The sequence below is a fragment of the Mesorhizobium sp. CNPSo 4688 genome, from assembly GCF_057784295.1.
The window spans coordinates 1-13,138 of sequence record NZ_JBWLUY010000001.1 but is presented as its reverse complement, the minus strand read 5'-3'; the positions used below and the strand labels follow the sequence as shown (position 1 = coordinate 13,138).

Annotated in this window: 26 protein-coding genes; all 26 read right to left on the bottom strand. The window is 62.1% G+C overall.

The features are described 5' to 3' along the window. Window positions 1–18: 18 nt before the first annotated feature. Complete coding sequence (gene rpsK / locus AC04SH_RS00130; RefSeq protein WP_006205444.1) at window positions 19–408, bottom strand: 30S ribosomal protein S11; 390 nt, start codon at window positions 406–408, stop codon at window positions 19–21. A gap of 140 nt (window positions 409–548) precedes the next feature. Then, on the bottom strand, window positions 549–917 hold the full coding sequence (rpsM, locus tag AC04SH_RS00125; protein WP_006205445.1) for a 30S ribosomal protein S13: 369 nt from the start codon (window positions 915–917) through the stop codon (window positions 549–551). Window positions 918–1,126: 209 nt separating this feature from the next. After that, window positions 1,127–1,735, bottom strand: coding sequence for an adenylate kinase (locus AC04SH_RS00120; protein WP_477238192.1), 609 nt, complete (start codon window positions 1,733–1,735; stop codon window positions 1,127–1,129). Further along, the gene (secY, locus tag AC04SH_RS00115) at window positions 1,732–3,072 is read right to left on the bottom strand and encodes a preprotein translocase subunit SecY (RefSeq protein WP_488573474.1); all 1,341 of its coding nucleotides are present in this window, start codon (window positions 3,070–3,072) and stop codon (window positions 1,732–1,734) included. The genes AC04SH_RS00120 and secY overlap by 4 nt, the downstream gene beginning before the upstream one ends. Window positions 3,073–3,263: 191 nt before the next feature. Then, entirely contained in the window at window positions 3,264–3,737 is a 474-nt protein-coding gene (gene rplO / locus AC04SH_RS00110) for a 50S ribosomal protein L15 (protein ID WP_112395071.1), read from the bottom strand. 22 nt (window positions 3,738–3,759) lie between these two features. Beyond that, window positions 3,760–3,957 carry a 50S ribosomal protein L30 gene (gene rpmD, locus AC04SH_RS00105; protein WP_006205449.1) on the bottom strand — a complete coding sequence of 66 codons (198 nt, stop codon included), beginning with the start codon at window positions 3,955–3,957 and terminating at the stop codon, window positions 3,760–3,762. Window positions 3,958–3,981: 24 nt separating this feature from the next. Next, on the bottom strand, window positions 3,982–4,545 hold the full coding sequence (rpsE, locus tag AC04SH_RS00100) for a 30S ribosomal protein S5 (RefSeq protein WP_006333394.1): 564 nt from the start codon (window positions 4,543–4,545) through the stop codon (window positions 3,982–3,984). A gap of 81 nt (window positions 4,546–4,626) precedes the next feature. Then, window positions 4,627–4,986: a 50S ribosomal protein L18 gene (gene rplR / locus AC04SH_RS00095; protein ID WP_112562358.1), complete on the bottom strand. Its 360-nt coding sequence runs from the start codon at window positions 4,984–4,986 to the stop codon at window positions 4,627–4,629. An 87-nt stretch (window positions 4,987–5,073) separates the two neighbouring features. Beyond that, on the bottom strand, window positions 5,074–5,607 hold the full coding sequence (gene rplF / locus AC04SH_RS00090) for a 50S ribosomal protein L6 (RefSeq protein WP_023682603.1): 534 nt from the start codon (window positions 5,605–5,607) through the stop codon (window positions 5,074–5,076). 41 nt (window positions 5,608–5,648) lie between these two features. Next, window positions 5,649–6,047, bottom strand: coding sequence for a 30S ribosomal protein S8 (gene rpsH, locus AC04SH_RS00085; RefSeq protein ID WP_006205453.1), 399 nt, complete (start codon window positions 6,045–6,047; stop codon window positions 5,649–5,651). Window positions 6,048–6,059: 12 nt separating this feature from the next. Next, on the bottom strand, window positions 6,060–6,365 hold the full coding sequence (rpsN, locus tag AC04SH_RS00080; protein WP_010909282.1) for a 30S ribosomal protein S14: 306 nt from the start codon (window positions 6,363–6,365) through the stop codon (window positions 6,060–6,062). Between the two features lie 27 nt (window positions 6,366–6,392). Further along, window positions 6,393–6,992, bottom strand: a complete 600-nt coding sequence (gene rplE, locus AC04SH_RS00075) for a 50S ribosomal protein L5 (protein WP_013531429.1) — start codon at window positions 6,990–6,992, stop codon at window positions 6,393–6,395. Then, window positions 6,985–7,299: a 50S ribosomal protein L24 gene (gene rplX, locus AC04SH_RS00070; protein WP_013531428.1), complete on the bottom strand. Its 315-nt coding sequence runs from the start codon at window positions 7,297–7,299 to the stop codon at window positions 6,985–6,987. Before rplX ends, rplE begins: the two co-directional genes overlap by 8 nt. Before the next feature lie 12 nt (window positions 7,300–7,311). After that, window positions 7,312–7,680 (bottom strand): 50S ribosomal protein L14, encoded by a 369-nt coding sequence (gene rplN / locus AC04SH_RS00065; protein WP_006205457.1) that lies wholly within the window; start codon window positions 7,678–7,680, stop codon window positions 7,312–7,314. A 71-nt stretch (window positions 7,681–7,751) separates the two neighbouring features. Continuing rightward, a complete protein-coding gene (gene rpsQ / locus AC04SH_RS00060) occupies window positions 7,752–7,991 on the bottom strand; it encodes a 30S ribosomal protein S17 (protein ID WP_010909280.1) in 240 nt (79 codons plus the stop codon). Between the two features lie 11 nt (window positions 7,992–8,002). Then, window positions 8,003–8,203, bottom strand: coding sequence for a 50S ribosomal protein L29 (gene rpmC, locus AC04SH_RS00055; protein ID WP_006205459.1), 201 nt, complete (start codon window positions 8,201–8,203; stop codon window positions 8,003–8,005). A 13-nt stretch (window positions 8,204–8,216) separates the two neighbouring features. Next, window positions 8,217–8,630: a 50S ribosomal protein L16 gene (gene rplP / locus AC04SH_RS00050; protein WP_006205460.1), complete on the bottom strand. Its 414-nt coding sequence runs from the start codon at window positions 8,628–8,630 to the stop codon at window positions 8,217–8,219. Window positions 8,631–8,656: 26 nt separating this feature from the next. Beyond that, entirely contained in the window at window positions 8,657–9,382 is a 726-nt protein-coding gene (rpsC, locus tag AC04SH_RS00045; RefSeq protein ID WP_013895697.1) for a 30S ribosomal protein S3, read from the bottom strand. Beyond that, complete coding sequence (gene rplV, locus AC04SH_RS00040) at window positions 9,382–9,771, bottom strand: 50S ribosomal protein L22 (RefSeq protein ID WP_006205462.1); 390 nt, start codon at window positions 9,769–9,771, stop codon at window positions 9,382–9,384. The genes rpsC and rplV overlap by 1 nt, the downstream gene beginning before the upstream one ends. A 2-nt stretch (window positions 9,772–9,773) precedes the next feature. Beyond that, window positions 9,774–10,052, bottom strand: coding sequence for a 30S ribosomal protein S19 (gene rpsS / locus AC04SH_RS00035; protein WP_006205463.1), 279 nt, complete (start codon window positions 10,050–10,052; stop codon window positions 9,774–9,776). A 16-nt stretch (window positions 10,053–10,068) separates the two neighbouring features. Further along, the gene (gene rplB, locus AC04SH_RS00030; protein WP_023706515.1) at window positions 10,069–10,902 is read right to left on the bottom strand and encodes a 50S ribosomal protein L2; all 834 of its coding nucleotides are present in this window, start codon (window positions 10,900–10,902) and stop codon (window positions 10,069–10,071) included. Between the two features lie 22 nt (window positions 10,903–10,924). Continuing rightward, window positions 10,925–11,218, bottom strand: a complete 294-nt coding sequence (locus AC04SH_RS00025) for a 50S ribosomal protein L23 (RefSeq protein WP_023672751.1) — start codon at window positions 11,216–11,218, stop codon at window positions 10,925–10,927. After that, window positions 11,215–11,835 (bottom strand): 50S ribosomal protein L4, encoded by a 621-nt coding sequence (rplD, locus tag AC04SH_RS00020; protein ID WP_023672750.1) that lies wholly within the window; start codon window positions 11,833–11,835, stop codon window positions 11,215–11,217. The genes AC04SH_RS00025 and rplD overlap by 4 nt, the downstream gene beginning before the upstream one ends. Beyond that, on the bottom strand, window positions 11,835–12,548 hold the full coding sequence (rplC, locus tag AC04SH_RS00015; RefSeq protein WP_112395064.1) for a 50S ribosomal protein L3: 714 nt from the start codon (window positions 12,546–12,548) through the stop codon (window positions 11,835–11,837). The genes rplD and rplC overlap by 1 nt, the downstream gene beginning before the upstream one ends. 61 nt (window positions 12,549–12,609) lie before the next feature. Next, window positions 12,610–12,918 (bottom strand): 30S ribosomal protein S10, encoded by a 309-nt coding sequence (gene rpsJ, locus AC04SH_RS00010; RefSeq protein WP_010909272.1) that lies wholly within the window; start codon window positions 12,916–12,918, stop codon window positions 12,610–12,612. Window positions 12,919–12,985: 67 nt separating this feature from the next. Further along, on the bottom strand, window positions 12,986–13,138 hold a 153-nt coding region (locus tag AC04SH_RS00005; RefSeq protein ID WP_477278374.1), incomplete at its 5' end, for an EF-Tu C-terminal domain-related protein.

The window sequence follows — 13,138 nt, the reverse complement described above, 5'->3', positions numbered from 1 at the left end:
GCGGCGGTCGGTAATGTCTTAGACGCGGCGCTTCTTGCGCGGGCGGCAGCCATTGTGCGGGATCGGCGTCACATCACGGATCGAGGTGATGGTGAAGCCGGCCGCCTGCAGGGCGCGAAGCGCCGATTCACGACCGGAGCCAGGTCCGCAGACCTCGACTTCGAGCATGCGCATGCCGTGTTCCTGGGCCTTCTTGGCGACGTCTTCGGCGGCCATCTGGGCGGCGAACGGGGTCGACTTGCGCGAACCCTTGAAGCCCTGGGCACCGGCCGACGACCAGGCAATCGAATTGCCCTGCGCGTCGGTGATGGTGATCATCGTGTTGTTGAAGGTCGAATTGACGTGGGCAACGCCCGACGAGATGTTCTTGCGTTCGCGACGGCGAACACGAGCGGCTTCCTTGGCCATGATAGTCCTTTCAGTTGATCTCTACACCGCCGTAATGCCAGCGGCTCCACCTAGGAGAAAGGCAGTAGGGGAATATGGCAGTAGGGCAGAATGTCTGCCGGTCCTATTGCCTTACTGCCCTACTCCCTTACTGCCCTAAATTACTTCTTCTTGCCGGCGATCGACTTGGCCGGGCCCTTGCGGGTGCGTGCATTGGTGTGCGTGCGCTGGCCGCGAACCGGCAGCGAGCGGCGGTGACGCAGGCCGCGGTAGCAGCCGAGGTCCATCAGACGCTTGATGTTCATCGACACTTCGCGGCGCAGGTCGCCTTCGACCTGGTAGTCGCGGTCGATGGTCTCGCGGATCTGCAGCACTTCCGCGTCGGTCAGCTGGTTGACGCGGCGCTCGGCCGGGATGCCGACCTTGTCGACGATCTCCTGGGCGAACTTCTTGCCAATGCCGTGAATGTACTGAAGCGCAATGACGACGCGCTTGTTGGTCGGAATGTTGACGCCGGCTATACGAGCCATATTCTTCTCTTCTCCATGTGGGCCGGCCAACCTTCAAAAGGCAGGGCCCGGCGCTGTTCAAAATTACCCCGCGTCCGGTGGAGGCCGGCCCATGCGGGAGTTTCCTAGTTTCAATGCGGCTGCCTTGCCCTTGCGGACAAGCAAGCCTCATGCCTGATAGGAAGACGGGCCGCCATAACCCAGCGAACCGTTCCAGTCAAGCGCAATCTTTACTTTGCCGTAACGGTCTCCCGCGTCACTGCCTTGAGCAGCGCTTCGATCTCGGCTGTCACAGTGTCGATGCCGGCCATGCCATCGACGCTCTTCAGCGTGCGTTTGGCGTAGTAATAGCCAATCAGCGGGGCGGTCTTCTTGTAATATTCCCGCAGACGCTCTTCGAACACCACCGGGTTGTCGTCCTTGCGCACCGGCTGGCCGGCGACCTTGGCGTCTTCGGCGCGCTTGACGATGCGGCCGACCAGCGCCTTGTCGTCGACGACGAACTCGATCACGGCATCGAGGCCGATGCCGCGCTCGGCAAGCATCGATTCAACCGCATCGGCCTGCACCAGCGTGCGGGGATAGCCGTCGAGGATGAAACCGTTGGCGCAATCGGGCTGATCGATGCGCTCGGCCACGATGGCGTTGACGATGGCGTCGGAAACCAGCTCGCCGGCGTCCATCACCGCTTTGGCGCGCTTGCCGACTTCGGTGCCGGCCTGCACGGCGGCCCGCAGCATGTCGCCCGTCGACAACTGGGGTATGCCGTATTTCTCTACCAGTCTTTGTGCTTGCGTCCCCTTGCCCGCTCCTGGCGGCCCAAGCAATATCAATCTCATCTGGCCTTCTTCCCCCCGCGCAACTTCGACTTCTTGATCAGGCCCTCATACTGGTGCGCGATCAGGTGACCCTGAATCTGCGCCACCGTATCGAGGGTTACACTGACCACGATCAGAAGCGATGTGCCACCGAGGTAGAAAGGTACGCCAGTCGCCGAAATCAGGAATTCGGGCAGCAGGCACACCACCACCAGATAGATGGCGCCGACGACGGTGATGCGCGTCAGGACATAGTCGATGTAATCGGCGGTGCGCTCACCCGGACGGTAGCCCGGGATGAAGCCGGAATGCTTCTTGAGCTGGTCGGCGGTGTCCTTCGGGTTGAACACGATGGCCGTATAGAAGAAGGCGAAGAACACGATCATGCCGGCATAAAACAGCATGTAGAGCGGCTGGCCGTGGCCGAGCGAGGCGAGCACGGTGCTTGCCCAGGCCGGCAGGTTCGTCGTCTGCGAGAAGCCGGCGACCGTTGCCGGCAAAAGCAGCAGCGACGACGCGAAGATCGGCGGAATGACGCCCGACGTGTTGAGCTTCAGCGGCAGATGCGACGTGTCACCCTGGAACATGCGGTTGCCGACTTGGCGCTTCGGATACTGGATCAGCAGGCGGCGCTGGGCGCGCTCGAAGAAGACGATCAGCGCAATGACGATGATGGCCAGCACGATGATCGCGAGAATGAGGCCAGTCGATAACGCACCGGTGCGACCGAGCTCCAGCGTGCCGGAGATGGCGCGCGGCAGGCCGGCGACGATGCCGGAGAAGATGATCAGCGAAATGCCGTTGCCGATGCCGCGCGCGGTGATCTGCTCGCCAAGCCACATCAGGAACATGGTACCGCCGACCAGGGTGACCACGGTCGAGATGCGGAAGAACATGCCGGGATCGTTGACGATGCCGTTACCGCCTTCGAGGCCCACCGAAATGCCGTAGGCCTGCACCAGCGCCAAAAGCACCGTGCCGTAGCGCGTGTACTGGTTGATGACCTTGCGGCCCTGCTCGCCTTCCTTCTTCAGCGCTTCCAGCGACGGAATGACCGAGGTCATCAGCTGCATGATGATGGAGGCCGAGATGTAAGGCATGATGCCGAGCGCGAAGATCGCCATGCGCTGCACGGCGCCGCCGGCAAACATGTTGAACATGCCGAGCACGCCCTTGGCCTGCGAAGAGAAGGCCTGGGCGAAGGCGTCCGGGTTGATGCCGGGCAGCGGGATATAGGTGCCGAGGCGATAAACGAGCAGCGCGCCGACGGTGAACCAGATTCGCTTCTTCAGGTCCTCCGCCTTGGCGAAGGCCGCAAAATTCAGATTCGAGGCTAGTTGTTCAGCAGCCGAAGCCATGCCTGATTCTCCGCTTGGTCACGCTCGATGCCCGCAGCTCAGGCGGCGCGTTTCACCGAAGCTCACGAGATAAGCTCCGGGCTCTCAACATGCAAGCGGCCGCGTTGACGCGGCCGCTTAATTGATCGGATCAAAGCGCAATCGTGAGCAAAAACGGAGGCCGTCCCTGCCAAGCGCGCTTCAAATTGCCGTTACTCGGCAGCAGCCTGCTCCGGCAGCTTGACCGAACCACCGGCCTTTTCGATCTTCTCGATCGCAGCCTTTGAGGCGCCGGCGACGTCGAAGGCAAGCTTTGCCTTGAGCTCGCCATCCGAAAGGATGCGCACGCCGTCCTTGACGCGGCGGATGACGCCGGCGGCAACGAGTGCCTCAGCCGTCACGGTCGCCTTGGCGTCGAGCTTCTTGGCATCGAGCGCCGTCTGGATACGGGCCAGTGACACGACGACAAAGCTCTTGGCGAAGATGTTGTTGAAGCCACGCTTCGGCAGGCGCCGGTAGAGCGGCATCTGGCCACCCTCGAAGCCGTTGATGGCGACGCCGGAGCGCGCCTTCTGGCCCTTGACGCCGCGACCGCCGGTCTTGCCCGAGCCGGAGCCGATGCCACGGCCGAGACGCTTCTTGGAGTGCGTCGCGCCGTCCTTGTCACGCAGATCGTTGAGTTTCATCTGGGTTCTCCTGCGCTTTTGCTCAGCCCTCGTCCACGACGCGGACGAGATGCTGGACGGCAGCGATCATGCCGCGCACCGAGGGAGTGTCCTCCAGCGTGCGCTGCTTGTGCATCTTGTTGAGGCCGAGGCCGACCAGCGTTGCGCGCTGTTCCTTCGGGCGGCGGATCGGCGAACCGATCTGCTCAACGGTGATGGTCTTGGTTGCTTTCTTGGCCATGGTCAAAATCCCTGGTCAGATCGACTATTCTTCAGCCGCAACGGCGGTGCCGCGGCGGGCCTGAAGGGTCGAATACTTGATGCCGCGCGCAGCAGCCACATCCTTGGGATGCATCTGGCTCTTCAGCGCGTCGAACGTGGCGCGAACCATGTTGTAGGGGTTCGACGAACCCATCGACTTGGCAACCACGTCATGCATGCCGAGCGTCTCGAAGACAGCGCGCATCGGGCCGCCGGCGATGATGCCGGTACCCTGCTTGGCAGCGCGCAGCAGCACGCGGCCAGCGCCCCAACGTCCCTCGACGTCGTGGTGCAGCGTGCGGCCCGAGCGCAGCGGCACGAAAATCATGTCGCGCTTTGCCGATTCGGTTGCCTTGCGGATGGCTTCCGGCACTTCGCGCGCCTTGCCGTGACCAAAGCCGACGCGGCCCTTCTGGTCGCCGACGACGACGAGTGCTGCAAAACCGAAGCGACGGCCGCCCTTGACGACCTTGGCGACGCGGTTGATGTGGACGAGCTTGTCCACCATGCCGTCATCGCGCTCTTCACGATCGCGGCCGCGGCCGCCATCCCTACGTTCCTGTGCCATATCCTGTTCCTTGTTTTTTTCCGGAAGCACGGTTGCTGATAAGATCCGGTGCCTCTGTGGGTCACCGGGGGCGAAAATTGTTTAGAAGCTCAGGCCACCTTCGCGGGCAGCCTCGGCCAGCGCCTTGACGCGGCCGTGATAGATGTAGGCGCCGCGGTCGAAGACGACTTCCTTGACGCCAGCCTTGGCGGCGCGCTCGGCGATCAGCTTGCCGATCGCGGCCGCAGCCGCGGTGTCGGCGCCGGTCTTGAGCGAACCCTTGAGGTCCTTCTCAAGCGTCGAAGCGGCGACAATGGTGTGGCCCTTGGCGTCGTCGATAACCTGCACGTAGATGTTCTTCGACGTGCGGTGGACCGACAGACGCGGACGCTCGCCGGCGACCTTCTTGATCTGGCGGCGAACGCGCTGCGCACGGCGCTGCGTGGATTCCTTGGTACCCATGATGGTCTTCCTTGCCTTCAAAAAACGGGGGCCGCCTTGTGCGGTAGGCGAAAGCGCCTCCCGCGACCGCTCCCCGCGGCGTTAAACTTACTTCTTCTTGCCTTCCTTGCGAACGATCTTCTCGCCGGCATAGCGGACACCCTTGCCCTTGTAGGGCTCGGGACCGCGATACTCGCGGATCTCGGCGGCAACCTGGCCGACCTGCTGCTTGTCGATGCCGGTCACGGTGATTTCCGTCGGCTTCGGCACAGTGATGGTGATGCCTGCCGGCGTCTCGTAGACGACGTCATGGCTGAAGCCAAGAGCCAGCTGCAGGTTCTTGCCCTGAAGGGCGGCGCGATAGCCGACGCCGGTGATCTCGAGCTTCTTCTCGAAACCGTCCTTGACGCCCTGCAGGATGTTGACGATCTGCGTGCGCGACATGCCCCACTTGGAGCGGGCGGTCTTGGTCTGGTCGCGCGGCTGGACAGCGATCTCGCTGCCTTCCATCTTGACCAGCACTTCGTCGTTCACCACGAACTTCAGCTCGCCCTTGGGGCCCTTCGCCGTCACGGTCTGGCCGTTGACGGTCGCGGTCACGCCCTGCGGCAGCGAAACGGGTTTCTTTCCAATACGAGACATTTGGTTGTCCTCGTCACTTCTCTTGTTTCAGGTCTGCCGAATTAGAAAATCTGGCAGAGGATTTCGCCGCCGACATTCTGTTCGCGTGCTTCGTGATCGGCCATCACGCCCTTCGGCGTCGAAAGAATGGCGATGCCGAGGCCGTTGGCGACGTGCGGAATCGACTTGGCCGAAACGTAAACGCGGCGACCAGGCTTCGAGACGCGGGCGATTTCGCGCACGACCGGAGCACCGTCGAAATACTTCAGCTCGATTTCGATCTCGGACTTGCCGTTGTCGAAGTCGGTCTGGCTGTAGTCGCGGATATAGCCTTCAGCCTTCAGCACGTCGAGGACGCGGGTACGCAGGCGCGAGGCCGGCGTCGAAACGCTCGACTTCTTGCGGCCGTACGCGTTGCGGATGCGGGTCAGCATATCGCCGAGAGGATCGCTCAATGACATGTTATGTCCTCCTTACCAGCTCGACTTGACCAGGCCCGGGATCTGGCCGTTATTGCCGAGATCACGAAGCGCGATGCGCGATACTTTGAGCTTGCGATAGTAGGCGCGCGGGCGCCCCGTCACTTCGCAGCGGTTGCGGATGCGGATCTTGGCCGAGTTGCGCGGCAGGGCAGCCAGCTTCAGCTGAGCGCGGAAGCGCTCTTCCATCGGCTTGGACTGGTCCATGATGATCGCCTTCAGCGCAGCGCGCTTGGGACCGTACTGGTCGGCAAGCTTGCGGCGCCTGTTGTTCTTCTCGACTGAGCTGGTCTTTGCCATTTCAGATTTTTCCTTTTCTCGCTGCCGTTACTGGCGGAAGGGGAAGTTGAAGGCCTTGAGCAATGCCCTGGCTTCGTCGTCCGTCTTCGCAGTCGTACAAACGATGACGTCCATGCCCCAGATCTGATCAACCTTGTCGTAGTTGATCTCCGGGAACACGATGTGTTCCTTGATGCCCATGGCATAGTTGCCACGGCCATCGAAGCTCTTCGGATTCAGTCCGCGAAAGTCGCGAACGCGCGGCAGTGCGATGTTCACGAGGCGGTCGAGGAACTCGTACATGCGTTCCTTGCGCAGCGTGACCTTGGCGCCGATCGGCATCTTCTCGCGGACCTTGAAGCCGGCGATGGAGTTGCGGGCGCGGGTAACGACGGCCTTCTGGCCGGCGATCATCGCCAGGTCTTCGGCCGCGATCGAAGGCTTCTTCGAATCCGCGGTCGCTTCGCCGACGCCCATGTTCAGCACGATCTTGTCGATGCGTGGAACCTGCATCTCGTTGTCGTAGCCGAACTGCTCCTGCAGCGCCTTGCGAATGGTCTCGTTGTAGACCTGCTTGAGGCGCGGCGTGTTCTGGGCCTTGGACTGTTTGCTTTCAGCCTTGGGCTTCGTGGTTTGAGCCTTAGCCATTGATGACTTCTCCCGAGCGCTTGGCGACGCGCACCTTCTTGCCGTCCTTCTGGAAGATGAAACCGACGCGGGTCGGCTTACCATCCTTGGGGTCGGCCAGCGCGATGTTCGACAGCTGGATCGGCGCTTCCTTGGTGATGATCCCGCCCTCTTGGGACTGGGACTGCTTCTGGTGACGGCGGATCATGTTGACGCCGCGCACCAGCGCGGTGTCTTCCTTCGGCTGAACCGAGAGGACTTCGCCCGAACGGCCCTTGTCCTTGCCGGCCAGCACGACGACCTTGTCGCCTTTTCTAATCTTTTGCATTGGTCCGGCTCCTTACAGCACTTCAGGCGCGAGCGAGATGATCTTCATGTGGTTCTTGGCGCGGAGTTCGCGCGGAACCGGTCCGAAGATACGCGTGCCGATCGGCTCTTTCTTGTTGTCGACGAGAACGGCCGCGTTCTTGTCGAAACGGATCACGCTGCCGTCCGGGCGGCGGATGTCCTTAGCCGTGCGAACCACGACCGCCTTCATCACATCGCCCTTCTTAACGCGGCCGCGCGGAATGGCTTCCTTGATCGACACCACGATGATGTCGCCCACGGAAGCGTATTTCCGCTTCGAGCCGCCCAGCACCTTGATGCACATGACACGACGCGCGCCGGAATTATCCGCGACGTCGAGGTTTGTTTGCATCTGAATCATGACTGGCCGCCTTCTTCTTTTCTAACGGGACGGGCTCGAAGCCCCTCCCCGGTCTGTCCAAAATTCGTTGTTTACGCCTGATCCGAAGATACGACGATCCAGCGCTTGTCCTTGGAAATCGGCTTCGATTCCTGGATGAACACCTGATCGCCAACCTTGTGGGCATTGTTCTCGTCGTGCGCCTTGTACTTCTTGGTCATGCGCACGGTCTTCTTCATCACGGGATGCGTGAAGCGCCGTTCGACCTTGACGACTACCGTCTTCTCGTTCTTGTCGCTGACGACGGTGCCCTGCAGAATGCGCTTTGGCATGGTTTTCGTCCTTAAGCCTTCTTGGCCGCGGACTTTTCCGCAGCGATGGTCTTGATACGCGCAATGTCCTTGCGGACCTGCCTCACGCGCGCGGTCTTCTCGAGCTGGCCGGTGGCCTTCTGGAAGCGCAGGTTGAACTGCTCCTTCTTCAGGCTGGCCAGATCGTCGGTCAGCTGGTCCTGGGTCTTGGTCCGGATGTCTTCGGCTTTCATGATCAGCCCGTCCTTATTCTGCGATGCGCTGTACGAAGCGCGTCCTGACCGAGAGCTTGGCCGCGCCGAGACGCAGCGCCTCACGGGCGGTTTCTTCGTTGACGCCGTCGATCTCGAACATGATGCGGCCCGGCTTGACGCGCGCCGCCCAGTAGTCGACAGCGCCCTTGCCCTTGCCCATGCGCACTTCGGTCGGCTTCGACGTCACCGGCACGTCTGGGAAAATACGGATCCACACGCGGCCGGCACGCTTCATCTCACGAGTGATCGCGCGGCGGGCCGCCTCGATCTCACGCGCGGTAACGCGGTTCGGCTCAAGCGCCTTCAGCCCGAAACCACCGAAATCCAGGTTGGTGCCGCCCTTTGCGGTACCATGGATACGGCCCTTGAACTGCTTGCGGAACTTTGTGCGCTTTGGCTGCAGCATCGTTCTAACTCCAAATTCCTAAATAATCAGGCGTTTTCGCGACGACGACCGCGTTCGCGATCACCACCACCGCCATGCGCAGCATCACCCTCGGTCGCGCGACGCTCCGAAGCCATCGGATCGTGCTCGAGGATTTCGCCCTTGAACACCCAGACCTTGACGCCGCAGATGCCGTAAGCCGTGTTCGCTTCGGCCGTGCCGTAATCGACATCTGCGCGCAGCGTATGCAGCGGCACGCGACCTTCGCGGTACCATTCCATGCGCGCGATCTCGGCGCCGCCGAGACGGCCGGCGCAGTTGATGCGGATGCCTTCGGCACCAAGGCGCATCGCCGACTGAACGGCGCGCTTCATGGCGCGGCGGAACGCGATACGGCGCTCGAGCTGCTGGGCGATCGACTGGGCGACCAGGGTCGCGTCGATTTCCGGCTTGCGCACTTCAACGATGTTGAGGTGCGTCTCGGACTTCGTCATCTCCATCAGCTTCTTGCGAAGCTTCTCGATGTCGGCGCCCTTCTTGCCGATGATCAGACCCGGACGCGCCGCATGGATGGTGACGCGGCACTTCTTGTGCGGACGCTCGATCACGACCTTGGAGATCGCAGCCTGCTTGAGTTCCTTCTCAAGATACTTGCGGATCTTGATGTCCTCATGCAGCAGCTTCCCGTACTCGCCGGTGTTCGCGAACCAGCGCGAATCCCAGGTGCGGTTGATGCCGAGCCGCAGACCGATCGGATTGACTTTCTGGCCCATTATGCGGCCTCCCCTTTTTCTTCGACTTCACGAACGACGATCGTGAGGTGCGAGAACGGCTTCTCGATACGGCTGGCGCGACCGCGGCCACGAGCGTGGAAACGCTTCATGACGATCGACTTGCCGACATAGGCTTCCGCCACGATCAGCGCATCGACGTCGAGGTCGTGGTTGTTTTCCGCGTTGGCGATCGCCGATTCCAGCGTCTTCTTGACCGTGCCGGAAATCCGCTTGGCCGAGAATTCGAGGTCGGAAAGCGCTGTCGCGACCTTCTTGCCGCGGATCAGCGCGGCAACCAGGTTCAGCTTCTGCGGGCTGATACGGATCGTGCGCAGAACGGCGCGCGCTTCGTTGTCAGCAAGCCTGCGCGGAGCTTTGGCCTTGCCCATGATTATTTCCTCTTCGCCTTCTTATCCGCGCCGTGACCGTAATAGGTCCGGGTCGGAGCGAATTCACCGAACTTGTGACCGACCATGTCCTCGTTCACCGAGACAGGAACATGCTTCTGGCCGTTGTAGACACCGAAGGTGAAGCCGACGAACTGCGGCAGGATGGTGGAGCGACGGCTCCACATCTTGATCACCTCATTGCGACCACCTTCACGAACCTTGTCCACCTTCTTGAGAAGGTAGCCGTCGATGAAAGGGCCTTTCCAAATAGAACGAGTCACTTGGCGTTACCTCTTCTTAGCTCTTGCGCTGATGGCGCGAGCGCAGGATGAACTTGTCGGTCGCCTTGTTGGACCGCGTCTTCTTGCCCTTGGTCGGCTTGCCCCACGGGCTGACCGGATGACGGCCACCGGAGGTGCGGCCTTCACCACCGCCATGCGGGTGGTCGACCGGGTTCATGGTCACGCCGCGATTGTGCGGGCGCTTGCCGCGCCAGACCGTGCGGCCGGCCTTGCCGTCGTTGATGTTGCCGTGGTCGGGGTTCGACACGGCGCCGACGGTGGCCATGCAGGAGCCGTGAACGACACGCTGCTCGCCCGAGTTGAGGCGCAGGATCGCCATGCCCTGGTCGCGACCGACCAGCTGGCCGTAGCCGCCGGCCGAACGGGCAACCTGGGCGCCCTTGCCCGGCTTCAGCTCGATGTTGTGGACGATCGTGCCGACCGGCATCGAGGCCAGCGGCATCGCATTGCCCGGCTTCACGTCGACCGATTCACCGGCCACGATCTTGTCGCCGGCGGCAAGGCGCTGCGGGGCGATGATGTAGGACAGCTCGCCATCGTCATACTTGATCAGCGCGATGAAGGCGGTGCGGTTCGGATCGTATTCAATGCGCTCGACCGTGCCGACGACGTCGAACTTGCGGCGCTTGAAGTCGATGATGCGGTACGAACGCTTGTGACCGCCGCCGATGAAGCGGGCCGTGATGCGGCCGTGATTGTTGCGGCCGCCCGACTTGGTCAGGCCTTCGGTCAGGCCCTTGACGGGCTTGCCCTTGTAGAGGCCCGAGCGGTCGACGATGACCAGCTGGCGGGTGCTCGGCGTTACCGGGTTGAATTTTTTAAGTGCCATTGTCTTGTCCTCGCGGCCTAGCTCAGAGACCCGTCGCGACGTCGATCGACTGGCCGTCGGCCAGCGTCACGATCGCCTTCTTGACGTCGCTCTGGCGGCCGATCGTGCCGCGGAAGCGCTTGATCTTGCCCTTACGGACAAGCGTGTTCACGGCCGTAACCTTGACGCCAAACAGCGCTTCGACAGCGGCCTTGATTTCCGGCTTCGACGCCTTCTTGGCGACGTTGAAGACGACCTGGTTGTTCTCGGAAGCCATGGTCGACTTTTCGGTGATCGCCGGCGAGACGATCACGTCGTAATGACGAAGGTCGGTCATTTAAAGCGCTCCTCGAGAGCCTCGACGGCGGCCTTCGAAAGGACCAGCGTGCCGCGGCGAAGAATGTCGTAGACGTTGATGCCCTGGATGGGCAGCACGTCGATGTTCGGGATGTTGGTCGCCGCCAGCTTGAAGTTCTGGTCAAGCTCGGCACCGCCGATCACCAAAGCGTTGGTCAGGCCCAGCGTCGCGAAATTCGCGATCAGCGCCTTCGTCTTGGCCTCGGTCAGCTTCAGCTCGTCGATGATGATGATCGACGCGCTCTTGGCCTTGGCCGAGAGAGCATGGCGCAAGCCCAGGGCGCGCACCTTCTTCGGCAGATCGTGCTCGTGGCTGCGAACGACCGGGCCGTGGGCCTTGCCGCCGCCGCGGAACTGCGGAGCGCGTGCCGAATGGTGGCGGGCGCGGCCCGTACCCTTCTGCTTGTACATCTTGGCGCCGGTGCGCGCGATTTCGGCGCGGCCCTTGGCCTTGTGCGTGCCCTGCTGGCGCTTGGCCAGCTGCCAGCGCACGACGCGCTGCAGGATGTCCTCGCGCGGATCAAGGCCGAAAATCTCCTCGGAGAGTTTCACCTTGCCGGCGTCCTTGCCGCCAAGCGTTGTGATCTTGAGATCCATTATTCTGCTCCCTCTGCGGCCGGAGCCTCGTTCTTCGCGACAGCGCGGATCGCGGCAGGCTTCGGCGCATTGGCCGGCAGTGCCACCTTGGCCGCATCGCGGACCAGGATCCAGGCGCCCTTAGATCCGGGAACCGCACCGCGGATCAGGATCAGGCCGCGATCGGCGTCGGTCGAAACGATCTCGACATTCTGTGTGGTGACGCGGGTGTCGCCCATGTGGCCAGCCATATGCTTACCCTTGAACACCTTGCCCGGGTCCTGACGCTGGCCGGTCGAGCCGTGCGTACGGTGCGAAACCGAGTTACCGTGCGTCGCGCGGCCACCACCCATGTGGTGGCGCTTGATGACGCCCTGGAAACCCTTACCGATCGTCGTGCCCGTCACATCGACCTTCTGGCCGGCGACGAAATGCTCGACGGTGATCTCGGCGCCGACATCGATCATGTTGTCGGCGGAGACGCGGAACTCGGCGACCTTCGCCTTCGGCTCGACGGAAGCGGTCGCGAAATGGCCGCGCATCGCCTTCGACGTGTTCTTCACCTTGGCAAGGCCAACGCCGAGCTGGACGGCCGTATAGCCGTTCTTCTCCTGCGTGCGCTGAGCCACGACCTGGCAGTTCTCCATCTGGAGAACCGTGACGGGAACATGTTCCCCGGCATCATTATAGATGCGGGTCATTCCCACCTTCTTTGCAATCACACCTGAACGCATCGGTTCAATTCCTTTAGAGTTCCGGGCCAGGGGCACCGCCCCTTACCGCGCTCTCATTCCCTTAGAGCTTGATCTCGACGTCGACACCGGCGGCCAGATCGAGCTTCATCAAAGCATCGACCGTCTGCGGGGTCGGATCGACGATGTCGAGCAGACGCTTGTGCGTGCGCATCTCGAACTGCTCGCGGCTCTTCTTGTCGACGTGAGGCGACCGGTTGACCGTGAACTTTTCGATCCGCGTCGGCAGCGGAATGGGGCCGCGGACGTTTGCTCCGGTGCGCTTGGCCGTCGACACGATTTCTTTCGTCGAGGCGTCGAGCACCCGGTGATCAAACGCCTTCAGGCGGATGCGGATATTCTGTCCGTTCATGCGTCACTTCCTTGTTCTGGCGCGGCGCGGGCAACTCCGCGCCCGCGACAGATCGGTTTAAGTCTAATTACTCTTTGATGGTGACGACGATGCCGGCACCGACGGTGCGGCCGCCTTCACGGATGGCGAAGCGCAGCTTCTCTTCCATGGCGATCGGCACGATCAGCTCGACATCGACCGTGATGTTGTCGCCGGGCATCACCATCTCGGTGCCTTCCGG